This window comes from Mycobacterium sp. UM_11 (genome assembly GCF_001414075.1).
GTDB lineage: Bacteria > Actinomycetota > Actinomycetes > Mycobacteriales > Mycobacteriaceae > Mycobacterium.
The window spans coordinates 1-22,479 of record NZ_LATC01000028.1 but is presented as its reverse complement, the minus strand read 5'-3'; the positions used below and the strand labels follow the sequence as shown (position 1 = coordinate 22,479).

Below are 22,479 nucleotides of genomic sequence, written 5' to 3'. Positions count from 1 at the left end.
TATCTCAAAGCTCCTGGGGTTCGCCGGTGCCCATGTACTTAGCCAGCTGGTAGTGCAGGTTGACGGTGCTGCGTTCGCGGTACGGGTTCGGTTTGGTGCCGCCGAAGCCGAGCGACTTCATGCCTCGCTGCACGGCGGCCATGTTGGAGAAGTCCTGTGGCAGCACGGACCGCCACCTAGGGTCGCCGACGGGCGTGTACTCCCACTGCGTCTGCGGCTCTTCGCCTTTCGGGAACAGCTCGAACACCGAGACCTCGAAAATGCATTTGTCGGGGTTGTAGCTGGGGTGCGGGCGGGCGCCGTAGCACAGCGCGCTGGTCAGACCCTGCCCGATCTGGAAGTTCGGGAAGATCTGCCAGGCGGTGCCGGCCTGCCCGAGGATGTCCGGCGGGATCGTCGGCCAGATCACCCCGCGGGCCTCGTCGTCACGGCGGGCCGAGGCCAGCCAGTGCTCGAGAACCTTGTCGGCCGGCGTGCCTTCGGGCAATTCGTCGACCAGCCGCTTGGCGGCGTTCACCAGCGTCCGGGTGGTGGTGGCGTTGGTCTCCTCCATGGTGTACACCTGCATCTCGGCGGTCGACACCCGCGGGTCGGCGCCGGTGCCCAGGCGGATCTTGGACTTGGTGGCCTCGAGATCCTTAGGCGCGTCGTAGCCGATATTGCTGTGCCGCCCTTGCGCTTTGGCCCACCCCTTGAATTCGCCGAACTTATTGAACTCGGGATGGGTGGTGTAGACGTGGTAGGTCTCGTTGAAGGCCTCCAGCGCCACTTTCCAGTTGCAGTCGAACGACAGCCACTTGCGCCATTTGTAGCGCATGTTTTCCAGGCCGAACGGGTCGAGAATCTTGGCGGCGGGAAACAGATAGTCGGCCAGCGGTTCACAGTCGGGGTCCATGTTGATCCACAGCCAGCCGCCCCAGGTATCGACCCGGACCGGTCGAAGGTGCGTGTCGCCGGGCGTGAGCGCGCCCTGCCAGTCCTGTTGTTCGCGAATGTGAGTGCACGTGCCGTCCAGCCCGTAGGTCCAGCCGTGGAAGCCGCACACGAACGATTTCCGCGTTCTGCCACAGGCGTTCTTGGCGCCCTCTGGGGTGTCGATCAGCCGGCGGCCGCGGTGCATGCAGACGTTGTGGTGGGCACGAAATTCTCGTTCGGCGGTGCGCACCACGATGATCGAGTCGTCGAGAATGTCGTAGGTCAGGTAGCTGCCCACCTCGGGCAGCTCCTCGACGCGGCCGACCTGTTGCCAGACCCTGCGCCAGAGCTTGTCGCGTTCGGCGCGCGCGTAGTCCTGACAGATGTACGCCTCGACGCCGATGGTCATCGGCCTCGACAGTTCCTCGGCCCCTGCGGAATTCGCGCCGTTGGCGGGTTCGGTCATCACATCCTCCTGATCGCCGCGCGGAAGGACTCGTCGTGCAAGAACAGCGACGTGTTGTCGGCGCCGAGATGGCTCCACTTGAGGCCCAGCCCGCCGTCGACGAGCAGCGTCTGGCCGGTGATGTAGCTCGCCATCTGTGAGAGCAGGAAGAGGATGGCGCCGGCCTGCTCCTCGGGTCGCCCACGCCGGCCCATCGCGATCGCCCGCCGGTCCCGCTCGGGGTCCTCGTCGACGTACGTGCGCGAGGCCGCGGTCTCGGTGACGCCGGGCGCCACGGCGTTCACCCGGATTCCCGCCGCCGCCAGTTCGAGGGCCATCGTGCGGGTCATCGCCGCGATCGCGGCCTTGGCGGTGCCGTAGGCGATATGAAACGGCGCGGTGTTCATGCCGCTGATCGAGGAGATCGACACGATCGAGCCCGGCTGCCCGTGCGCGACGAGTTCTTTCGCCACGGCCTGGCTCATGAAGAACGCGGTTTCAAGATTGTCGGCGAAGATCTTGCGCCAGTCGCCGCGCGTCACCCGGGTCGAGGACATCCACGTCGACGGCTCGGCGCCGCCGGCGACATTGACCAATCCGTACAGGGTGCCGTCGGCGCGGCGGGCCTGATCGATCACGGTGGCGATGCCGTCGTCGGTCGACGCGTCGGCCGCGACCGGCACCACGGCCAGCCCCTGTTGCGCGAGTGGGGCGACGTGCTCGTCGAGGTTTTCCTTCGACCGGCTCACCGCGATCACGGTGGCCCCGGCCCGGGCGGTCATGGCGGTGACGGTCGTGCCGATGCCGCCCCCGCCGGCGCCGGAGACCACCACGACGCGACCGTCGAGCCCCAGACCGCGCCCGTGATCGTCCATGACCTGCTTTCGCCTCCCGCCAAGCGTGCGGAGCGGGTTTCCCGTGCCCATTTTTGTCCGGACAAAATATGGCATTCTGCCCGATGGAGAACACTATTCCGATCGGCGGACTTTGCTGTCAAGGCCGCGCCGGCGCCGTTTCGCGGCTATTGTCTGGACTAAGCGGAGTTGATAACGTCCAGCCCAGACGGCGGACGGAAGGACCTCGGCGAGCATGACCATTTCGCGGGCCATCTCCTCGCGGCCCTCGCGGTATGCGGCGCCGGATCCGGTCGAAGTCGCCGAGGGCTGGGGCGTCGAGCGGGTCACCGCCCCGAGCCGGCTGTACGGTGCCAACGGCTTGCGCACGGGGCCCGACGGGCGCATCTACATCGCCCAGGTGACCGGCAGTCAGATCAGCGCGCTGGATCACCGCACCGGCGAGCTGACGACCGCCAGCCCCAAGGGCGGCGACATCGTGGCGCCCGACGATGTCGCGTTCGACGCGAGCGGCAACCTGTACGCGACCGAGGTGATGGACGGCCGGGTCAGCGTGCGGGACACCAGCGGGCGAACGCGGGTGCTGCGCGACGACGTTCCGTCGGCCAATGGCATCACCTTCCACCGCGGCCGCCTGTTCGTCGGTGAGTGCCGTGCGGGCGGGCGGCTGCTGGAGTTCGATTTGGCGGGCGGGCCGCCGCGGGTGCTTCTCGAGAACGTGCCCTCGCCGAACGCCATGGAGGTGGGCCCGGACGGCCTGCTGTACTTCCCGGTGATGGGCGCCAACGAGATCTGGCGCGTCGACCCCGACGGCGGCGAGCCGCAGCGCGTCGCGGGCGATCTCGGCGTGCCGGACTCGGTCAAGTTCGACGGGCAGGGCCACCTCGTCTCGACCCAGGTGGCCAGCGGACAGGTGTTGCGCATCGATCCCCGCACCGGCGAGCGGCGGCTGCTCGCCCAGCTGAATCCGGGGCTGGACAACTGCACCTTCGTCGGCGACCGGCTGTTCGTCTCCAACTTCACCGGCGAGATCACCGAGATATCGCCCGACGGCACAACGCAGTCCGTGTTGGCGGGTGGGCTGAACTGGCCGATGGACCTGGCGGTGGGTGACGACGGCTTGCTCTACGTCGCCGACGGCACGTACTTCTACGTCGGGATGCCCGACGGCTCGTTGCACACCGCGGGCATGTTGTTCAGCCCCGGGTATCCGGGGTTTCTGCGCGGCGTGGCGGCGAGCGGCCCCGGCGAGTTCGTCGTCACCACGTCCGGTGGCCAGGTCAGCCGCTACCGCCCGCAGGCCGGCGAAACCGAGGTCCTGGCAGACGGTTTCGACCAGCTTTACGGCGTGGCCACGGCTCCCGCCGGGGTGGTGTTCGCGGAGTTGGGCACCGGGCGTTTGCTGTCGCTGCGGTCGGGCGGGATCGAGGTGCTGGCGAGCGATTTGCGCGAGCCCGTCGGTGTCGCGGTCGACGCCGACGGGGCGTGCCTGGTGGCGGAGGCCGGGGCCGGGCGGGTGGTCCGTGTCACCGGGTCGAGCGTCGACACCGTCGTCGCCGATCTAGAACGGCCGCAAGGCATCCTGGTGCGTGACGGCCTGCTCTACGTCGTCGACGCCGGTGCCAAGGCGGTGATCCGGTTCGACTTGACCAGCCACGCGCGCCATACCATCGCCTCGGGCCTGCCGGTCGGTCCCCCGCCGGGTGTCACGCCCAAGCCGCTGCGCGGGATGCCGCCGTTCTCCGGGCCGCAGGGGCCGTTCGCCGGTATCGCGGCCGCGGCCGACGGGACGCTTTACATCTCGGCCGACGGCGACGGCAGCGTGCTGGCGTTGCGCCCGACGGGCGGCCGCTGATGCCCCAGGCCGTCGCCGGTGATCACCGCTACCTGCAGATCGCGCGGACGCTGCGCAAGGAGATCGTCGACGGGGTTTATCCGGTGGGCTCGCAGCTGCCGACCGAGCAGCAACTGTGCGAGCGCTTCGCGGTGAGCCGCTACACCGTGCGCGAAGCGCTTCGCCGGCTGCGGGAGGACAACCTGGTCGCGTCCCGGCCGCGCGCGGGCACCCGAGTGGTGCCGCGCCCGGCGTCCAGTTCCTATGCCCAGGACGCGATGTCGATCAACGATCTCCTCGCCTTCGCGGCCGGCGCGCAGCTGACGATCGAATCCAACGCGATGGTCACGATCGACGAGGAACTGGCCGCTCGGACCGGGCTCGAGGTGGGCACCCAGTGGCTGTCGGTGCGCGGCTACCGGCGGGCCGACGGTGCGTCGGTGCCGGTCTGCCGCACGGAGTACTACATCAACCGGAGCTTCGCCGCGGTCGGCAGGCTGCTGCAACGCCATGCCGGCCCGATCTTTCCGTTGATCGAGGACCTGTTCGGGGTGAGCGTCGCCCAGTTGCACCAAGAGATCGCGGCCGTACTGCTGTCGCCCGAACTCGCCGACGGCCTCGGCGTCGAAGCGGGAACGGCCGCGCTGCAGATGCGGCGCACCTACACCACCTCCGACGGCGAGGTGGCCCAGGTGACGATCAACACCCACCTGTCGTCGAGGTTTCGCTACGCGATGACCATGCGCCGCGTCAGCGGCCAGGGCGGTTGACGTGCTCCCCTCGACCTCGTGGGACGCCGCGCACGCGTCGGCGGCATATCGGCGCGGCTTGTGGGTGCACACCACGCTGGCCGATTCGCTGCGGACCGCCGCGATCGAATCGCCCCGGCGAACGGCGCTGGTGGACAAGGATGTTCGACTCGACTGCGCCATGCTACATGCGCAGGCCGGCGCGCTGGCCACCGCGCTGTCGGCGCGCATACCGGCGGGCAGCGTGGTGTCGTTCATGCTGCCGAACTGGCACGAGGCCGCCGTCATCTATCTGGCCGCCACACTGGCCGGCATGGTGGTGAACCCGATCCTGCCCTCGCTGCGCGAACACGACCTGCGCTTCATCCTCGAAGACGCCGGCGCAGCCTTGATTTTCGTGCCACACCGATACGGCGGCCACGACTACGCGACGATGCTCGAACGCGTGGCCGCCGAGCTGGTCCCGGCGCCGGAGGTGGTGGTGGTGCGCGGCCCCGAAACCGGGCCCGCGGGCCCGCACACCCCGTACCGGGCCCTGCTGGAGCAGCCCCTCGATGACGCCGCGCTTCCGGCGCTGAATCCCGACGACGTGCGGATGATCCTCTACACCTCCGGCACTAGCGGCCGGCCCAAAGGGGTTTTGCACAGCCACAATTCGATGCACGCCCTGATCTGCCAGATCCGCGACCATTGGATGATCGATCCGGGCGACACGTTCCTGGTCCCGTCACCGGTGGCGCACATCGGCGGCTCGATATACGCGTTCGAATGCCCGCTACTGCTGGGCACCAGCGCGGTGCTGATGGACCGATGGGATCCGGCCGAGGCGGTGGCGCTGATGAAGTCCGAACGCTGCACGCACATGGCGGGCGCCACGCCGTTCCTGCAGCAACTGTTGTCCGCGGCCGAGCGCGCCGAGACCCGGCTGCCCGATCTGAAGGTGTTCATCTGCGGCGGCGCCTCCGTGCCCCCGTCGCTGATCCGCCGCGCCGCCGCCTATTTCGAGCGGGCGGTGGTCACCCGGGTGTACGGCTGCACCGAAGTTCCCGTCGCGACGGTCGGCGCGCCCCTGCCGGACGAAAGCGGACCCGCGGCCGACACCGACGGCAGGCCCGGCATCGCCGAGATCAAGCTCGTCGCGCACGAAGCCGCCCCCGCCGGGGACGGAGAGATCTGCGTGCGCGGCCCGCAGATGATGGCGGGTTACCGCCATTCCGACGACGAATCGTTCGACGCCGCCGGCTTTTTCCGCACCGGGGATCTCGGGCGCTGGGTCGACGAGACGTACCTCGTGGTGACCGGCCGGGCCAAGGACGTCATCATCCGCAGCGGCGAGAACATCTCGGCCAAGGAGGTCGAGGACCTGCTCGCCGACCATCCCGGCATCGCGGAAATCGCGGTCGTCGGCCTGCCCGATGCGCGCACCGGGGAGCGGGCTTGCGCGGTGATCGTGCCCGCGGACGGGGCGCAGCCGGACGTCGCGAGCCTGCTGGAGCTGTTGGTGAGCAAGGGAGTCGCCAAATTCAAGGCCCCGGAACAGGTCGTGATCACCGATGCCCTGCCGAAGAATGACGCGGGGAAGATACTCAAACATCGGATCCGAGCCGCGCTGATGCGCGCGGAGACTGAGGATGGCTGAGATGCAGGTCGCGATCGTCACGGGAGCAAGCAGCGGCATCGGCCTGGGTTGTGCGATCAAGCTCGCCGAGATGGGCATGGCCGTGGTCGGGACGGGTCGCGACTCCGGTCGCCTGGCCGAGCTCGAGGGGGCGATCGGCGATCCGGATCGCGTCGCGACGGTGGCCGTCGACCTGACCGCCGACGACGCGCCGCGGCGCATCGTGGACACCGCGGTCAGCCGCTGGGGTCACATCGACTTCCTGATCAACAACGCCGGGGTGGGCGGGCCCAAGCCGCTGCACGAAACCGACGACGAAACCCTGGACTATTCCCTGGGTTTGATGCTGCGGGCGCCGTTTCGGCTCGCTCGCGAGGTGTTGCCGCACATGGCGCCCGGGTCGGCGATCATCAACGTGACGTCGACCTTCGCGGTCGTCGGCGGCCTGCGCGGCGGCGCTTACTCCGCGGCCAAGGGCGGGCTGACCGCGCTCACCACCCACATCGCCTGCCAGTACGGCGCGGCCGGCATCCGCTGCAACGCCGTCGCGCCGGGCGTGACGGTGACGCCGATGGTCGAAAAACGGTTGGCGGACGAGCGATTCCGCCGGATCAACACCGAGATGACGCCGCATCAGCGGTTGGGCCGCGTCGACGACATCGCCAGCACCGTCGCCTTCTTGTGTTCGCCGGGCGGAAGCTTCATCAACGGCCAGACGATCGTCGTCGACGGCGGCTGGAGCGCGACGAAGTACCTGTCGGAGTTCGCGTTGACGTCGCAGTGGATCGAGCGCTGAGTTGACTCACCCGCCCGCGAAATCGATGATGCCCCGAATGTTGCGGCCCTCGCGCAGATCGGCGAACGCCTCGTTGATCTGATCGAGCCGGTAATGCCGGGTCACCAATTCGTCGAGCTTCAGTGCGCCCGCCCGATACATCGACAACAGCAGCGGCACGCTGGTGCGCGGATTCATCCCGCCGTAGAGCGCACCCTTGAGTTGTTTGGACGACAGCACCATCTCCTGCAGGATGAGCGGGACCACCGGCTCGGTGTAGGGGGTGATGCCGGTGACCACGCACGTCCCGCCCTTGCGCAGCAGCCGCATTCCCAACGGGATCAACTCCACGTGCAAAACGCCGGGCGTCAGGATGACGCGGTCGGCCATCACGCCCGCGGTGATGTCGGTGACCAGCGGGATCGCCTCCTGCGCGGACGCGGCGGTGTGCGTGGCCCCGAAGATTTTGGCCGAATCCCGCTTGGATTCAACGGGATCCACCCCGACGACGTAGGTCGCGCCGGCCGCGCGCGCGCCTTGCACGGCGTTCATCCCGACCCCGCCGGTGCCGATGACGACGACGGTGTCGCCGGGCTCGGTGCCCGCCGTAACCGTCGCGGAGCCCCAGCCGGTGCTGACACCGCACGACACCAGCGAGGCGGCATGGAAGGGGATCGGGTCGTCGATCTTGATGACGGACTTCTCCGTCAGCACCGCGTATTCGGCGAAGGTGCCGAGTTGGCCATAGGCCATGAGGTTTTCGTCGCCGAGGTGCCGCCGGCAGGTTCCGTCGGTGGGCATCTCCCTGGAAAACAAGCTGGCGCCGGCGTCACAGATGTAGCTCTGACCGTTCACGCAAAACCGGCAGCTGCCGCATGCGGGGATGAAGGACATCGCCACGTGGTCCCCCGGCCGCAGGGTCGTCACGCCCGGCCCGACCTCTTCGACCACACCGGCGCCCTCGTGCCCGCCGAGCATCGGGTACCAATCCGGCTCGGGTATGCCGGTTGAGGCGCGGACCTCCGGGGTGGGCAACACGTCGCCGGTGACGAGGTGGTCGTCGGAGTGGCAGATGCCGGCGACGGCCATTCGCACCAGAACCTCACCGGCGTGGGGCGGGTCGAGCCGCACCTCGCGAATCTCCCAGTCCTGTCCGACCCCCCGGATCACAGCGCCACGACATTTCATAGCGACCTCCTCGCTGTTCCCGATTCGAAGTGACTCCGGATGCCGGCCAGCATCTTGATGTGTGCCTTGACGCCCTCGCGGACGGTCACGCCGGCCAGCGGCCGCGGCGCGGCTATCCGGATTCGCTCGGTGACCCGGGTGCCGCCGTCGACCGGCTCGAAACTCACCACGCCCCGCAGGTGAACCCCCGGCGGCTGATCCGCCTCGGTCAGCACGTCGCCCGCCGCGGGCACCCGCAGCCGCGCCCGGTAGGCGGTCCGCAAGGTGAACGGCCCCAATGGGATTCGGTCGACGACCCGATATGTCTGCTGATAGCCGTCCGCGGTTTCGCTGCGCGACAACGGTTCCACCGACACGATCAACGGGTGGACCAGCTTGATGTTGTCCAGGTCCACGTAGAAGTCGCGAACCCGATGCGGCGGCGCGGGCACGTCCTCGGTCAGCGTGCGTTCCGCGTGGGTGATCCACCAGCTCATGCGGAGAACTCCGCGAGCAGTTGCGTCGTGCGCCACCAGATCAGCGCGGCGAACACCGCCAGCACGGCGACGGTCACGACGGCCTGGATCATGGTCCGGCGCTCCCTCGGCGGGTAAACGTAGGCCGCGGCCACGAGCGCGCCCGTGACCAGCCCGCCCACGTGCGCCTGCCAGCTGATGCGCTGCGAGCTGATCAGCGGCGCAAGGAAGGTGAAAAGCAGGTTGATCGCGATGACCGCGACCACCCCACGGACGTCGACGGACACCCGCTTGCCGACCACGAACATGGCGCCGAACAGCCCGAAGATCGCGCCCGACGCGCCCGCCGTCGCGGTGTCCAGCGGCGAGAGCAGGTAGACCAGCACCGAACCGCCCAGCCCGCTGAGCGCGTACAGCGCGCCGAATCGCAGTCGGCCCAGCCACATTTCGAGCGGCGGACCCACCACGTAGAGCGCCCACATGTTGAGCAGCAGATGCGCCGCCCCGTAGTGCAGGAACGCCGCCGTCGCCAGTCGGTAGAACTCCCCGCCGGCCACCGCCGGCGGCCAGAGCGTCAGCTGCTTTTCCAGATTCCCCGAGGCCATCTGAATCACGAACGCGACCACGTTGATCGCGATCAGGGCGTAAGTGAGCACCGGTGTGGCCGAGCGCTGCCGGCCGCCGAACCGGGTTCGTGGCTGACGGACCGTGCGCGCGCCCTCCCGGACACACTCGACGCATTGATGGCCCACGGCGGCGTTGCGCATGCAGTCCCCGCAGATGTAGCGCTCGCAACGGTTGCAGCGGACGTACGTCGGGCGGCCCGGATGCCGATAGCAACTGGGAACCGCGGGCGGCGAATCCGGAGCCATGGGTGCGCTCATCGCCCTATTCTGGCCCGCACCGGCGGGCCCGGTGCGGTGCTTGAACGAACCTGTCCTCTCCCCCTCCCGTTCGCCTACTGTGTTGTGCGTGGAGGCGACGTGACCGAGCCGGGGATCGTCGAGCGCTACCTGGAGTGTCTGGCAGCGCACGACTGGGACGGCCTCGCCGCGACGATCGCCGACGACGGGTTGGTCCGCGAGGGCCCGTTCTGCGATGTCGTCGAGGGCAAGCGGCACTACGTCGCCTACCTGCGCAAGGTCCTCACCAACCTCGACGGCCACCGGCTCGACGTGCAGCGGGTTTCGCACGTGGACAGCCACCTGTCCTACGTCGAGCTGACCGAGGCGTTCGAGATGGACGGGGCCACCAAGCGGTGGCCGGAATGCCTGCTGTTCGAGCGCGGCGACGACGGGCTGATCTCTCGTGTCAGCGTGTTCTTCAAACAGCCCGGCGCGCAGTGAATCGCCCGCGGCGCGGGCAAACTATTCCCTCACTCGTGAAATTGACCTAGCGTGTGACGGGTGGAATCAAACGGAACCCCGGAATTGGTGCCCGTCGAAACATTGCACTCAGGTGATCCCATCATGGATTGCGGCCAACGGTACATAGTCCTCGAATCGAAGGCCGTCGGCGACAGCTGCGTGGTCCTCGAACTCGAGTCCAGGGTGGACCACCAGCTGCAGGTCATCGAGAAGTCGTTTCCGGCGGGATACCACGTCAACAGGGCGAACCACCGCATTTTATAGCCCAAACAACTCAGCCGAATATTGCGCGCGTAGCCGTTGGACGGCTACCGCGCATTCGTGTTTATCGGGAATCGAAATTCAGCCGTCGCGGGCCGGGCGCGGATCGTTGGGATCGTCGGGATCCGGATCGCCGAACCACCGTGCCGGCGCGCTCTCGCCGTAGGCGTCGTGCCATTCCCACCACTCGTACGGCGCGGTTTGCGGGTACCCGTCCGGGGAGTCCTCCCAGTTCTCCTGGCGCCCGAGGGCGGTCATGTCGAGGTAGCTCCAGGTGTTGCCCAGCGCCTCGTCGCCGCGGTTGTTGATGAAGTAGGTCCGGAACACGCGCTCGCCGTCATGGATGAACGCGTTGGTGCCGTGCCATTGATCGACGTCGAAGTCGGCGTCGAATCCGTCGGTGAGCGTGTACCACGGCATCCGCCAACCCATCCGCGCCTTCAGCCGCGCGATCTCGGGCTGGGGCGCCCGCGACACGAACACCAGCGTGGTGTCGCGAGCGTTCAGGTGGGCCAGGTGCCCGACGTGGTCGGCGATCATCGAGCAACCGCGGCAGGCATGGTCGGGCCAGCCGTCCACGCCCGGCTCGAAGAAGGCCCGGTATACGACGAGCTGACGCCGGCCCGCGAACAGCCCCCGCAGGCTCACCCGGCCCTCGGGCCCGTCGAACGCGTACTGGTTTTCGACGGCCAGCCAGGGCATCCGCCGTCGCGCCGCCGCCAAGGCGTCGTGGGCCCGTAGCACTTCCTTCTCCCGCACCAGCAGCCGCGCGCGCGCCGCCGCCCAATCCTGGGCCGAGACGATGGGGGGTGTGTTCATTGGTGTTGTCCTCCTTATCAATTCGGCGTTCTCAGGCCACCGCGGACAGGCCGGCCGAGGTGAGCAGGTACGCGTCCTCGCGGCCGGAGTCGGCGGTGAGGATCGTCAGGATCGATCGGCCCACCTGCTCGGCGGTGAGCGGGGGCCCACCGGCCCGCACGAACGCCTCGACATCGACCCCCTGCCGATCGGCGTATGCCGCGACGGCCTTGGCGCCGAGTTCGGTGGCGGGCGTCAATCGGGGCAGGACCGACACGAAACGGATCCCCAGCCCGGCCCGCTGCGATTCGGCGGCGGCGTAGCCGGTAATGAACCGGACCGCCGCCTTGGCGCCCGCGTAGCCGCCACTGAGCGGCGACCCGGCCAGGGCGGCGCCGCTGGACATGACGATCACCGAGCTGCCCGGCGCCAGCGGGCGGCGCAGCGCGTAGCGGGTCCAGTGAAACGCTTGTGCCACATCCACATTCCAGTTCTGACTGAAGGTGTGCCAGCTCTGCTCCTGCAGGGGTGCCATGTGCGGGGCCGCCCCGGCGCTCAGGACCAGGATCCGCGGCCGGTATTCGTCGATGAGCCGGTGCGCCGTCTCGGGATCCGCGGCGTCGGCGACCGCCGGGGTGAAGCCGCCGCCCAACTCGTCGCGCACCTCGTCGAGGCCGGCCCGGCCGCGCGCCACTCCGACCACCGCCGCACCGGCCGCCGCCAGTGCGCCGGCGATGGCGCGGCCGAATCCGCGGCTGGCCCCGGTCACGATCGCCGGGGCGCCGGGCAGGTTCGTCAGGGGCTCGTTCATTGCGTCCTCGCTCTCGGTAGGTAAGGCGTCCACTAATTGAGATGCGGCGCGGCGCGCGAATTCATCGCCGGCGGACCGATGAATTCCCGCGGCCCGCTGTCTCTGTACTTGAGTAGCGTTCGGATGCAGCCGAGACGAGGAGAAGCCGTGCCGGCGAAAGAGGACTTCATCGCGCAGGCGGCGCCCTTCCGCGCCGAGCTGATCGCCCACTGTTACCGCATGCTCGGGTCGGTGCACGACGCCGAGGACCTGGTCCAGGAGACCTATCTCAACGGCTGGCGCGGTTACGAGGCGTTCGAGGAACGCGCGGCGCTGCGGACGTGGCTGTACCGGATCGCGACGACCGCCTGCCTGCGGGCCCTGCAGAACCGTGCCCGCCGGGTGCTGCCTGCCGGGCTGGGCGACGGATCGACCGACCCGGACGCCGCGCTCGACGCGGCCGGCACGCACGAGTGGCTGGAGCCCATCCCCGACGCGCTGACGTTCCCCACACCGGAGGACGACGTCACCGCGCGGCAAAGCCTGCGACTGGCGGTGATGACGGCCCTGCAAGAGCTCCCCGCCCGGCAGCGGGCGGTGCTCATCCTGCGCGATGTCGTGCAATTCAGCGCCGGCGAGGTCGCCGAGCTGCTCGAGACCACACCGGCCGCGGTCAACAGCTCGCTGCAGCGGGCGCGGGCCCGCCTCGCCGAGCTGTCCCCGGAAGAGGAGGCCCTGTCCGAGCCCGACGACGCCGAGCGCCGCGCGTTGCTCGACCGCTACTGCGCGGCGTTCGAGAACGCGGACATGGCGGCCCTCACCGCGCTGCTGCAGGCGGATGTGAAACTCGAAATGCCGCCGCTGCCTGTCTGGTTCGCCGGCCGCGACCCCGTGCTGCGGTTCCTTGCCGCGCGTGCGTTCGCCAAGGCCGGTGACGTCGCGATGATCCCGACCGCCGCGAACACCCAACCCGCGGTTGCCGAGTACCGCCGCGGGGCGGACGGGCAGTTGCGGGCGCATTCCCTGCACGTCCTCACCACCGGCGCCGACGGGATCGCCACGATCACCGTCTTCCTCGACCCAAGCCTGTTCGGCAAGTTTGGGTTTCCGCCGAGCCGGTAACCTGTCCGAAGGGGCAAGCGACTGCACCACCGGTCACCCAAGGAAGGCCCGACCCGCCGGAGTCATCGGTGCCGTCCCGCGGTCCACCGGCGCAAGTGTGGACAGGTCCCCAGCCCCCCAGGATCATTAGGCGCGGTAGTCGTAATCGAAGGGTGACCGAGTGAGGATTCCGGGCGTTGCCAGCGTGGTCGCCGGCGTGACCGACGGAGCCGCGCAGCTGGTGCGGGCCGGGGTGTCCACCGCCGCCGGCGCCGCGGACGCCCTGCAGTCGCTGGCCAGCCCGGTCGCCGAACTGGCGGTCCCGGTCGCCCAGTCGATGGCGCACACGACGGGCCGGGCGATCGGATTGACCGGTTCCGCCAATGGATCCGGACCCAGGGTCACTCCGCCGGTTCGGTGGCAGAGCGGGCGGCGGGTGCATCTGGACCTGGATCCGTTGCTCCCGTTCCCGGGATGGCACGAGCACGCGCCGGCGGTGGAAGAGCCGGTCCGCCGGATTCCGGGCGTGGCCTCGGCGCACGTCGAGGGCGCACTCGGCCGGTTGGTGGTCGAGTTCGGCAACGAAGCCGACGTCGACGCCGCCCTGGATCGGGTGCGCGAAACGGTGTGCGGCGTGGCGGCGGACCTGACGTTGGTCGCCCCCAAAGGGGCGACCCGGACCGCGCCGTTCGCCGACCCGGGAAATCCGCTGGCGATCCTCGTCCCGTTCAGCGCCGCCGCAATGGACGCGGCGGCCATCGGCGCCGCCGTGACCGGTTGGCTGGGCCGGCTTCCCGTCGCGCCGCGCAGCGCCCGCGCCGCCGCGGCGCTGCTCAACCACCAGCCGCGGGTGGTTGCCGTGCTGGAGTCGCGGCTGGGTCGCGTCGGCACCGATATCGCGCTCAGCGCGTCGACCGCCCTGGCCAACGGGCTGACGCAGGCCGTCGGCACGCCGCTGCTGGATTTGGCGCAGCGCAGCCTGCAGGTCTCCGAGGCCACGGCGCACCGCCAGCGGTGGCGCGACCGGGAACCGGAGCTGGCCTCGCCCAAGCGGCCGCAGGCCCCGGTGGTGCCGGTCATCTCGTCGGCCGGGCCCAAATCGCAAGCGCCGCGCCATAATTGGGCGGCCGCCGCCGCGGGAGAGGCCTCGCACGTCGTGGTGGGCGGGGCCATCGACGCCGCGATCGACACCGCGAAGGGTTCGATGGCCGGGCCGGTGGAGGAGTACGCCGACCAGGCCGCCAACGCCTCGCTGGTGGCCGCGGCGGGTGCGCTGCTGGCCGGCGGCGGCACCGAGGACGCGGCCGGCGCGTTGCTGGCGGGCGTGCCCAGGGCGGCGCACGTGGGCCGGCAGGCGTTCGCCGCCGTGCTGGGCCGCGGGCTGGCCAACGCCGGGCAGCTGATCCTCGACCCGGGCGCCCTGCGGCGCCTGGACCGGGTCAAGGTGATCGTCGTCGACGGGGCCGCGCTGCGGGGTGACAACCGGGCCGTGCTGCAGGCGCGCGGGGACGTGCCCGGGTGGGACGAGGACCGCGTCTACGAGGTCGCCGACGCGTTGCTGCACGGCGAGGAGGCCCCCGAGCCGGACCCCGACGAGCTGCCGGCCACGGGCGCCCGCCTGCGGTGGGTCCGCGCGCAAGGGTCGTCCGCGACGCCGGCGCAGGGCCTGGAGCACGCCGACCTGGTGGTCGACGGCGAGCGGGTGGGCAGCGTCGACGTCGGCTGGGAGGTCGACCCGTTCGCCGTCCCGCTGCTGCAGATCGCGAACCGGACCAGCTCACGAGTGGTGTTGCGGCACGTCGCCGGCACCGAGGACCTGTCCGCCAGCGTCGCCGTGAGCCACCCACCCGGCACGCCGCTGCTGCAGTTGGTGCGCGACCTGCGCACCGACCGCGGGCCGGTGCTGCTGATCACCGCGCTGCACCGCGACTTCGCGTCCACCGACACGCTGGCCGCGTTGGCCGTCGCCGACGTCGGGGTCGCGCTGGACGATCCGCAGGCGGCGACGCCGTGGACCGCGGACATCATCACCGGGACGGACCTGGCCGCCGCGGTGCGCATCCTGTCGGCGCTGCCGGTGGCCCGGGAGGCGACCGAGTCGGCGGTGCGCCTGGCGAAGGGCGGCAGCACCCTGGCGGGGCTGTTGCTGGTCACCGGCGACCCGCGCACCCTGAGCCCGTTCGCGGTGCAGCGCTGGCTCAACCCGGTCAACGCCGCCGCCGCGGCCGCGTTGATGCAGGGCACCTTCGCGGCCTCGCGCGTGCTCCGGCTGCCCGACCCGACCCCGCAGCCGCTGACCGCCTGGCACGCCCTGGACCCCGAGATCGTCTACTCCCGGCTGGCCAGCCGCACCCGGCCGTTGGCCGTCGAGCCCGGCACCGCGCCGTGGCGGCAGCTCCTCGACGACCTGTCCTACAACCCGGTGGTCGCTCCGCTGCGCGGGCCGGCGAGCCGGGTGGGACGGCTGCTGACCGCGACGCGGGCGGAGCTCGCCGATCCGCTGACGCCCATCCTGGCGGTCGGGGCGGCGGCCTCGGCGATCGTCGGCAGCAGCATCGACGCGCTGCTGGTGGCCGGCGTGATGACCGCCAACGCGGTCGCCGGCGGCGTGCAACGGCTGCGCGCCGAGGCCGCGGTCGCCGAGTTGTTCGCCGAGCAGGACCAGTACGCGCGGCGGGTGGTTCTGCCCGCGGTGGCCACGGCCCACCGCCGGCTGGAGGCGGCCCGCACCGTCGAACGGACCGTCTCGGTGAACGCCAAATCGCTGCGCCCCGGCGACATCATCGACCTGGCCGCCCCCGAGGTGGTGCCGGCGGATGCCCGCCTGCTGGTGGCCGAGGACCTGGAAGTGGACGAGTCGTTCCTCACCGGCGAGTCGCTGCCGGTGGACAAGCAGGTCGAACCCGTCGCGGTCGCCGACTCCGACCGCGCCAGCATGCTGTTCGAGGGCAGCACCATCGTCGCCGGGCACGCCCGCGCGATCGTCGTCGCGACCGGAGCGGGAACCGCCGCGCAGCGCGCGATCTCGGCGATCGCCGATGTCGAGTCGGCGGCCGGGGTGCAGGCCCGGCTGCGCGAGTTGACCAGCAAGGTGCTGCCGCTGACCCTGGCCGGTGGCGCGGCGGTGACCGGCCTGGCCCTGCTGCATCAGGGATCGCTGCGCCAGGCGGTCGCCGACGGGGTCGCCATCGCCGTCGCCGCCGTGCCCGAGGGCCTGCCCCTGGTGGCCACCCTGGCCCAGCTGGCGGCCGCCCAGCGGTTGTCACGGCACGGGGTGCTGGTGCGCACGCCGCGGGCCGTCGAAGCGCTGGGCCGGGTCCAGACGGTGTGCTTCGACAAGACCGGCACGCTGACCGAAAACCGCCTGCGCGTCGTCCACGGGGTCCCACACGAAACCGACCCCGATGCGGAGTTCCCCGACGTGAACGACCCGGCCTCCGCGGCCGTGTTGCGGGCCGCCGCGCGCAGCAGCACCCAGCCCCACAACGGCGGCGGCCACGCGCACGCCACCGACGAGGCGATCCTCACGGCCGCGAATTCCGTTGACGCCCAATGGGCCTCGAATTGGACCGTGGTCGCGGAGGTGCCGTTCGAGTCCAGCCGCGGTTACTCCGCCGCGATCGGCGCGACGACCGGCGACGGCGGGCCGATGCTCATGGTCAAGGGCGCCCCCGAAGAAGTCCTGCCGCGCTGCCGCTTCGCCGATTCGGCCGCCGACGCCGACCACGCGGAGGCGTTGGTGATGCGGCTCGCCGAGCAGGGCCTGCGGGTGCTGGCGGTCGCGCGGCGCCGCTGGGAGCTGGGCACCGGCGAGGAGGAAACCGACGCCGACGCCGTCGATGCCGCCGCGCGTGAGCTCGAGCTGATCGGCTTCGTCGGGCTGGCCGACACCGCCCGCCCGTCCGCGCGGCCGCTGATCGAGACGCTGGTGGAGGCCGGCCGGCGGGTGGTGCTGATCACCGGCGACCACCCGATCACCGCGCGCGCCATCGCCCGGCAACTGGGGCTGCCCGCGGACGCGCGCGAAATCACCGGCGCGGAACTCGCCGCCTTCGGGGAGGAGGAGCGCGCGAAGGTCGCCGCCGACGTGCAGGTCTTCGCGCGGGTCAGCCCGGAGCAGAAGGTGCAGATCGTTGCGGCGCTGCAGGCCTCCGGGCAGGCGGTCGCGATGGTGGGCGACGGGGCCAACGACGCCGCCGCCATCCGGATGGCCGACGTCGGCGTCGGCGTCAGCGGCCGCGGCTCCTCCGCCGCGCGCGGGGCGGCCGACATCGTGCTCACCGACGACGACCTCGGCGTGCTGCTCGACGCGCTGGTCGAGGGCCGCGGGATGTGGGGCGGCGTCCGGGACGCGGTCAGCATCCTGGTCGGCGGCAACGTGGGCGAAGTGCTGTTCACCCTGATCGGCACCGCGCTGGGCACCGGCCGCGCGCCGGTGGGCACCCGCCAGCTGCTGCTGGTCAACCTGCTCACCGACATGTTCCCCGCGCTCGCGGTCGCCGTCACCCCGCAATACCCCGAGCCGGAGGAGACCGAGGACGGGGTGGACCGCGACGCCGAGGAGCTGCATCGCGCCTTCCAGCTGGCGACGCTCTCCGGGCCCTCGCCCTCCCTCGACGCGCCGCTGATGCGCCAGATCGTCACCCGGGGCGCCGTCACCGCCGCCGGCGCCACCGCCGCCTGGGCCATCGGCCGCTGGACGCCGGGCACGCAGCGCCGCACGTCGACGATGGGACTCACCGCGCTGGTGAGCACGCAGCTCGCGCAGACCCTGCTGACCCGGCGCCACAGCCCGCTCGTGCTGGGCACGGCGCTCGGCAGCGCGGGGGTGCTGGTCGCGATCGTGCAGACCCCGGGCGTCAGCCAGTTCTTCGGCTGCACGCCGCTGGGCCCCGTCGCCTGGAGCGGCGTCATCGGCGCCACCGCGGGCGCCACCGTCATCTCGGTGCTGGCGCCCAATTGGCTGGCCAAGCAGGTCACGGCCCTGGAACCCAAGCGGGACTGAGGCTTTCGGGGCGGCTAGCCCGACAACTCCCTGCGCACGACCTTGCCCGCGGGATTGCGCGGGATGCTGTCGACGACGGTGATGTCCCGGGGCTGCTCGAAGCGGGAGACCCTGCCCTTGAGGTACTCCCGCAATTCGGCCGGGTCGGTGCCGCTGCCCGGCTGCAGCACCACGAAGGCGACCAGCCGATGACCGAACTTCTCGTCGGGAACGCCGATGACCGCGTTGTCGGCGATGGCGGGGTGCTGGGACAGCGCGTTCTCGACCGCGCGGGGATAGACGTTCTCGCCGCCGGAGATGATCATGTCGTCCTCGCGTCCGACGATGTACAGCCGGCCCGCGTCGTCGAGGTAGCCCATGTCGCCGGTGCTGGTCATGCCGTCGACGACGTCCTTGGCGCCGCCGCCGGTGTAGCCCTCGCTCGCCAGCTCGCCGCCGACGAAGATGCGCCCGGTGACGCGCGGGCCGACCGGCCTGCCGTTCTTGTCGAGGATGCGCACCGGGCAGCCGGCCACCGGCCTCCCGACGGTCTCGGGCGCGTCGCGGAGCTCCGCCGGGGTGGCCAGCGCCCCGATGCCGACCTCGGTGGAACCGTAACCGTTGTAGAGGATGTCGCCATAGGCGTCCATGAACCGCTGCCCCAGGGTGGGGTCGAGCCGGTCCCCGCTCGACATCACCACCCGCAGATAGGGCACCGGGTTGCGGGCCCGCACCCGCTCGGGCAGGTCGAGGATGCGGGCGAGCACGATCGGCACCGCCGTGAACGCGTCGGCGCGATGCAGCGACGCCTGCGCGAGCGCGGCTTCGGCGTCGAACTGGCGCTGGGTGAGCACCGTGCCGCCCAGGGCCACGGTGAGCATCAGCATGCCCAGCCCGAGCCCGTGGAACATGGGCATTGCCACCGAGATTCGCGACCCGGTGCGCAGGCCGGTGCGGTCGAGGATGGTCACCCACACGCCGACCGCGGAACGCAGCTGCGGGGAGCGCGGCACCCCCTTGGGTGTTCCGGTGGTGCCCGACGTGAGCAGGACGATCCGGCCGGGCGCGGCCACGTCGGGCCGCGGGCCACCCTCCTCGGCGGTGACCGTCGCCGGGTCGATCAGGACCACCGATTCGTCCGCGGCGCGGGCGCGTTCGCCGAATTCGTCGTCGGCGATCATCGTGGTGATCCGGTGGGCGCTCATCGCGGACGCCAGTGCGTCGCTGCGAAAGTCGGTGTTGACCAGAACCACGTCGGCGCCCGCCAGGGCGACCGCGAAGACCCCGGCGATGAACCCCCGTCCGTTGCGGCACATCACGCCCACCGCGTCGCCGGGTCCCACACCGGCGCCGGTCAACCGGCGCGCGAGCGCATCGGTGGCCGAGCGCAGCTCGCGATAGTCCCAGACGCCGTCGTCGTCGACGATCGCGGCGCGGTCGGGCCAGCGCGTCGCGGTCACGGCCAGCAGCGTGTAGGGGTTGGTGCCGCCCCGGCGCGCCTCACCGATCAGCCGCAGGGTGGCCAGCGGCGACGGCGGGGTCAGCAGCCGCGACCGCAGCAGCGCGCGGGCCGCGGTGCCGGCCAGGCCTTCCCCGCTCATCGCCCGGCCTCGCCGGCCCCGGAATCCGAGAAGAAGCGGCGGTACCACAGCCGGGCCGCGCGTTCGGCCGGCCCGGCCAACAGCACCGAGGCCAGCTCGGCGGGCAACATCCACGGGGGTTCGTTGCTGCGGGGCCGCTCGATGACCGCCTTGGCGATCGCGTCGGCGGCCTGGTCGGCCGACAGGCCGGGCAGCCGACCCAACAGGGGTGTGGGCGCGATCATCCGGGTGCGGACGAGGGCGAAGTAGACGGAGGTGACCTCCACGCCGTCGGCGTGCAGTTCCGGCGCCACGCTGCGCAGCCACCGGTCGAACGCGCCCTTCGACGCCTGGTAAGCGCCCCACTGCGGCCCCGGCACGACGCGCACGCCGACGCTGGAGACGTTCACGATGTGCCCGCCGCCGCTTTCGCGCATGGCCGGCAGCAGTCCCAGCAGCAGCCAGATGGGACCGAGGTAGTTGATGTCGATGGTGCGCTGAAAGTCGTGCGGCCGGTCGTACTGGTGATGCAGCGACCGGCGCAACGACTTCCCGGCGTTGCTCACCACGATGTCGAGCGCGCCGTGCTCCTCGGTGATCTCCTTGGTCAGCGCGTTGATGGCCGCCTCGTCGGTGAGGTCGGTCGGGTAGGCGACGGCCCGGCCGCCGGCGGCGTTGATCGACGCCGCGAGGTCGCCCAGCCGGTCCTCGGAGCGGGCCACCGCCAGCACGGTGGCCCCGGCGGCGGCCAGCCTGCGGGCGGTCGCCTCGCCGATTCCGTAGGAGGCGCCGGTCACCAGGGCGGTCTTGCCGCTGACCGCTCGGCGCAGCCTGTCGGGATCCGATACCCGCGCCGGATTGGCCACGTGGTCCGTGACCGCGTTGAGGGCCTGCACTATTGCGTTCAACTCTGCCGCCGCATTCACTCGTGTCGAGGACCGGCGGATGGCTTCACCGTGCGCTCGACTCGTCACAATTAGCAGACCACATCGCCGTCCCGGTGCACACCCCGCCCCGGCGTTCTGCGTCCCGCTCGGCCCGGGCGCCGCAGCGGCGGCCGTCGAAGCCGCGGATGAGGGTCGCGCGCAACGCTTCTCGGCCCGCGTCACCCGAGTTCGACGGGCTTGTGTGAATTCCCAGTAATTTCCAGGCTTTCTCCTGTTTAGTCGTGGGATCGGATGGGCACAATTGCGGCATGATCGCACGTCAAATAGCTCGTTTCCTTTCTCCGGCGGTGGCCGCGGCGTCCGCCCTCGGCGCCTCGGCCCTCGCCGGTTCCGTCATCCCCAGCGCCGCCGCCCAATGTCCGGACGTTCAGGTGGTATTCGCCCGCGGCACGGGTGAAGCCCCCGGCGTCGGCCCCACCGGGCAGGCCTTCGTCGACGCCCTGCACTCGCGGGTCGGGTCAAAGTCCTTCGACGTCTACCCCGTCAACTACCCCGCCAGCGACCAGTGGGACACCGGCATCGACGGTGTCAGAGATGCGGGCGCGCATGTCGTTTCGATGGCCCACGAGTGCCCCAACACCAAGATGGTGCTCGGCGGCTACTCCCAGGGCGCGGCCGTGATGGGCTTCGTCACCTCGCCCAGCGTCCCCGACGGCATCGACCCCAACACCGTGCCCAAGCCCCTCGACCCGTCAATCGCGAGCCACGTCTCCTCGGTCGTGTTGTTCGGCATGCCCAACGTCCGCGCGATGAACTTCCTCGGCGAGCCCCCCGTCGTGATCGGACCGACGTTCCAGGACAAGACGATCAAGGTCTGCGCCACCGAAGACCCGGTCTGCTCCGACGGGATGAACTTCTCCGCGCACAACACCTACGCCGACGACGGCGCCACGATCGACAAGGGCGTCGCCTTTGCGTCCAGCCACCTCGACGCGGGCACCAGCGGGGCCGCTTCGGTCGCCAGCGGTAGGGGCGGCTTCGGAAGCTGAGCCCCGGCTAGTCCCCGATGACCCCCTTGGTGCGCATTAGGGCGTCCGCCAGGAACCCGTCGTGCGGGATTCCGGGCGCCGCGTGCCAAGTGGGGTGGGGCCCGACGTACACGTTGGCGATGGTCGGCTCGGCGAGCAGCTCGTCGACCAGGCTGTCGTCGCCGGTGATCGCGGTGACCACCAGTGAGTGCCGCAACGGTTCCGGCCCGGCGCCCCGCGACCACGGCGCCACCCAGACGCACGGGAAGGGCAGCTCGACGTTGAGCGCGTCCGCCGGTTCGGGCAATAGGTGCACGGCCGGTCGCAGCGCGGCTTGGCCGTCGCCGAGGTCGGCGACCACCTGGTCGGCGCCCAAGAGCGGCGTCGATCCTTCGGCCCGGGCCGCCAGGTAGTCCGCCAGGGCCCGGGCTTGTTCGAGGGGCTGGGTGGGCAGGATCGCGCGCTCGTCGTCGGCGGGAAGCGGCTCGATCGCCGCCAGCCGCCGGGCGATGGCCGCGGCCAGCGGCGTGGGATCGCCCTCGTACAGCACGGCGGTGGTGTTCACACACGCCATGCCCCCGAGGCCGGCGATCGAGTCGACGACGACGTCGATGTGGTCGCGCCAATCGCGGTCGGCGGTGATCAGAATCTTTGCGCGTCCCGGCCCGTTCACGATCACCGCCGGGTCGTCGGCGTACTTGTCGACCACGGGCTGACCCCCGTACACCATCGCGAGGTCGGCCGACCGGATGAGCTCATCGGCGCCGGCATGGTCGGTCGGCAGGTACACGGCGTCCTCGGGCCGAAAACCCGCCCGCCGCAACGCATGCACCAGCCGGTGCGCGGTCAG

The 22,479-nt window shown here is 70.8% G+C and carries 18 protein-coding genes and 1 pseudogene; 9 read left to right on the top strand and 10 right to left on the bottom strand.

Annotation, left to right across the window (positions count from 1 at the left end; all coding sequences use genetic code 11):
• Positions 1 to 4: 4 nt before the first annotated feature.
• A complete protein-coding gene (locus WU80_RS09750; protein ID WP_055403893.1) occupies positions 5 to 1,381 on the bottom strand; it encodes an SRPBCC family protein in 1,377 nt (458 codons plus the stop codon).
• Positions 1,381 to 2,235 (bottom strand): SDR family NAD(P)-dependent oxidoreductase, encoded by an 855-nt coding sequence (locus WU80_RS09745; RefSeq protein ID WP_055405752.1) that lies wholly within the window; start codon positions 2,233 to 2,235, stop codon positions 1,381 to 1,383. The genes WU80_RS09750 and WU80_RS09745 overlap by 1 nt, the downstream gene beginning before the upstream one ends.
• Positions 2,236 to 2,449: 214 nt before the next feature.
• On the opposite strand from WU80_RS09745, the gene WU80_RS09740 reads away from it, so the two are divergent.
• The 4 genes from WU80_RS09740 to WU80_RS09725 are packed head-to-tail and all read left to right on the top strand — an operon-like array spanning position 2,450 to position 7,211.
• The gene (locus WU80_RS09740) at positions 2,450 to 4,069 is read left to right on the top strand and encodes an SMP-30/gluconolactonase/LRE family protein (RefSeq protein ID WP_055404702.1); all 1,620 of its coding nucleotides are present in this window, start codon (positions 2,450 to 2,452) and stop codon (positions 4,067 to 4,069) included.
• Positions 4,069 to 4,818, top strand: a complete 750-nt coding sequence (locus WU80_RS09735; RefSeq protein ID WP_055404703.1) for a GntR family transcriptional regulator — start codon at positions 4,069 to 4,071, stop codon at positions 4,816 to 4,818. Before WU80_RS09740 ends, WU80_RS09735 begins: the two co-directional genes overlap by 1 nt.
• Position 4,819: 1 nt before the next feature.
• On the top strand, positions 4,820 to 6,436 hold the full coding sequence (locus tag WU80_RS09730) for an AMP-binding protein (protein WP_055404704.1): 1,617 nt from the start codon (positions 4,820 to 4,822) through the stop codon (positions 6,434 to 6,436).
• Positions 6,429 to 7,211, top strand: coding sequence for an SDR family NAD(P)-dependent oxidoreductase (locus WU80_RS09725; RefSeq protein ID WP_082459942.1), 783 nt, complete (start codon positions 6,429 to 6,431; stop codon positions 7,209 to 7,211). Before WU80_RS09730 ends, WU80_RS09725 begins: the two co-directional genes overlap by 8 nt.
• Positions 7,212 to 7,217: 6 nt before the next feature.
• On the opposite strand, the gene WU80_RS09720 is transcribed toward WU80_RS09725, so the two are convergent.
• From WU80_RS09720 to WU80_RS09710, 3 genes are read right to left on the bottom strand one after another with little or no spacing between them, the layout of a single operon-like run.
• On the bottom strand, positions 7,218 to 8,378 hold the full coding sequence (locus tag WU80_RS09720; RefSeq protein WP_255353605.1) for an NDMA-dependent alcohol dehydrogenase: 1,161 nt from the start codon (positions 8,376 to 8,378) through the stop codon (positions 7,218 to 7,220).
• Positions 8,375 to 8,854 (bottom strand): SRPBCC family protein, encoded by a 480-nt coding sequence (locus tag WU80_RS09715; protein ID WP_055404706.1) that lies wholly within the window; start codon positions 8,852 to 8,854, stop codon positions 8,375 to 8,377. Before WU80_RS09715 ends, WU80_RS09720 begins: the two co-directional genes overlap by 4 nt.
• A complete protein-coding gene (locus WU80_RS09710) occupies positions 8,851 to 9,717 on the bottom strand; it encodes a rhomboid family intramembrane serine protease (RefSeq protein ID WP_055404707.1) in 867 nt (288 codons plus the stop codon). The genes WU80_RS09715 and WU80_RS09710 overlap by 4 nt, the downstream gene beginning before the upstream one ends.
• A 99-nt stretch (positions 9,718 to 9,816) precedes the next feature.
• On the opposite strand from WU80_RS09710, the gene WU80_RS09705 reads away from it, so the two are divergent.
• The gene (locus WU80_RS09705) at positions 9,817 to 10,179 is read left to right on the top strand and encodes a nuclear transport factor 2 family protein (protein ID WP_055404708.1); all 363 of its coding nucleotides are present in this window, start codon (positions 9,817 to 9,819) and stop codon (positions 10,177 to 10,179) included.
• Between the two features lie 60 nt (positions 10,180 to 10,239).
• On the top strand, positions 10,240 to 10,464 hold the full coding sequence (locus WU80_RS09700) for a hypothetical protein (protein WP_055404709.1): 225 nt from the start codon (positions 10,240 to 10,242) through the stop codon (positions 10,462 to 10,464).
• Between the two features lie 78 nt (positions 10,465 to 10,542).
• Here WU80_RS09700 and WU80_RS09695 read toward each other — a convergent pair whose 3' ends face one another.
• Both WU80_RS09695 and WU80_RS09690 read right to left on the bottom strand, forming a co-directional pair.
• Positions 10,543 to 11,280, bottom strand: coding sequence for a DUF899 domain-containing protein (locus WU80_RS09695; RefSeq protein ID WP_055404710.1), 738 nt, complete (start codon positions 11,278 to 11,280; stop codon positions 10,543 to 10,545).
• Positions 11,281 to 11,311: 31 nt separating this feature from the next.
• A complete protein-coding gene (locus tag WU80_RS09690; RefSeq protein WP_055404711.1) occupies positions 11,312 to 12,070 on the bottom strand; it encodes an SDR family oxidoreductase in 759 nt (252 codons plus the stop codon).
• A gap of 123 nt (positions 12,071 to 12,193) precedes the next feature.
• Between WU80_RS09690 and WU80_RS09685 the strand changes: the two genes are divergently transcribed.
• Both WU80_RS09685 and WU80_RS09680 read left to right on the top strand, forming a co-directional pair.
• A complete protein-coding gene (locus WU80_RS09685; protein ID WP_082459943.1) occupies positions 12,194 to 13,171 on the top strand; it encodes a sigma-70 family RNA polymerase sigma factor in 978 nt (325 codons plus the stop codon).
• A gap of 160 nt (positions 13,172 to 13,331) precedes the next feature.
• Positions 13,332 to 18,155 carry a cation-translocating P-type ATPase gene (locus tag WU80_RS09680; protein WP_055404713.1) on the top strand — a complete coding sequence of 1,608 codons (4,824 nt, stop codon included), beginning with the start codon at positions 13,332 to 13,334 and terminating at the stop codon, positions 18,153 to 18,155.
• 14 nt (positions 18,156 to 18,169) lie between these two features.
• Here WU80_RS09680 and WU80_RS09675 read toward each other — a convergent pair whose 3' ends face one another.
• Positions 18,170 to 19,735 carry an AMP-binding protein gene (locus WU80_RS09675; RefSeq protein ID WP_055404714.1) on the bottom strand — a complete coding sequence of 522 codons (1,566 nt, stop codon included), beginning with the start codon at positions 19,733 to 19,735 and terminating at the stop codon, positions 18,170 to 18,172.
• Positions 19,732 to 20,622: an SDR family NAD(P)-dependent oxidoreductase gene (locus tag WU80_RS09670; protein WP_197281298.1), complete on the bottom strand. Its 891-nt coding sequence runs from the start codon at positions 20,620 to 20,622 to the stop codon at positions 19,732 to 19,734. Before WU80_RS09670 ends, WU80_RS09675 begins: the two co-directional genes overlap by 4 nt.
• Positions 20,623 to 20,909: 287 nt before the next feature.
• Between WU80_RS09670 and WU80_RS09665 the strand changes: the two genes are divergently transcribed.
• On the top strand, positions 20,910 to 21,650 hold the full coding sequence (locus WU80_RS09665) for a cutinase family protein (protein WP_055404716.1): 741 nt from the start codon (positions 20,910 to 20,912) through the stop codon (positions 21,648 to 21,650).
• A 7-nt stretch (positions 21,651 to 21,657) separates the two neighbouring features.
• Here WU80_RS09665 and WU80_RS26090 read toward each other — a convergent pair.
• Positions 21,658 to 22,479: pseudogene (locus WU80_RS26090) on the bottom strand (aldehyde dehydrogenase); the annotation flags it as partial.

Coding starts and splice junctions, on each gene's coding strand:
- WU80_RS09750 (WP_055403893.1), bottom strand. CDS start 1,381: ATGACCGAACCCGCCAACGGCGCGAATTCCGCAGGGGCCGAGGAACTG.
- WU80_RS09745 (WP_055405752.1), bottom strand. CDS start 2,235: ATGGACGATCACGGGCGCGGTCTGGGGCTCGACGGTCGCGTCGTGGTG.
- WU80_RS09740 (WP_055404702.1), top strand. CDS start 2,450: ATGACCATTTCGCGGGCCATCTCCTCGCGGCCCTCGCGGTATGCGGCG.
- WU80_RS09735 (WP_055404703.1), top strand. CDS start 4,069: ATGCCCCAGGCCGTCGCCGGTGATCACCGCTACCTGCAGATCGCGCGG.
- WU80_RS09725 (WP_082459942.1), top strand. CDS start 6,429: ATGGCTGAGATGCAGGTCGCGATCGTCACGGGAGCAAGCAGCGGCATC.
- WU80_RS09720 (WP_255353605.1), bottom strand. CDS start 8,378: ATGAAATGTCGTGGCGCTGTGATCCGGGGGGTCGGACAGGACTGGGAG.
- WU80_RS09715 (WP_055404706.1), bottom strand. CDS start 8,854: ATGAGCTGGTGGATCACCCACGCGGAACGCACGCTGACCGAGGACGTG.
- WU80_RS09710 (WP_055404707.1), bottom strand. CDS start 9,717: ATGAGCGCACCCATGGCTCCGGATTCGCCGCCCGCGGTTCCCAGTTGC.
- WU80_RS09695 (WP_055404710.1), bottom strand. CDS start 11,280: ATGAACACACCCCCCATCGTCTCGGCCCAGGATTGGGCGGCGGCGCGC.
- WU80_RS09690 (WP_055404711.1), bottom strand. CDS start 12,070: ATGAACGAGCCCCTGACGAACCTGCCCGGCGCCCCGGCGATCGTGACC.
- WU80_RS09685 (WP_082459943.1), top strand. CDS start 12,194: ATGCAGCCGAGACGAGGAGAAGCCGTGCCGGCGAAAGAGGACTTCATC.
- WU80_RS09675 (WP_055404714.1), bottom strand. CDS start 19,735: ATGAGCGGGGAAGGCCTGGCCGGCACCGCGGCCCGCGCGCTGCTGCGG.
- WU80_RS09665 (WP_055404716.1), top strand. CDS start 20,910: ATGATCGCACGTCAAATAGCTCGTTTCCTTTCTCCGGCGGTGGCCGCG.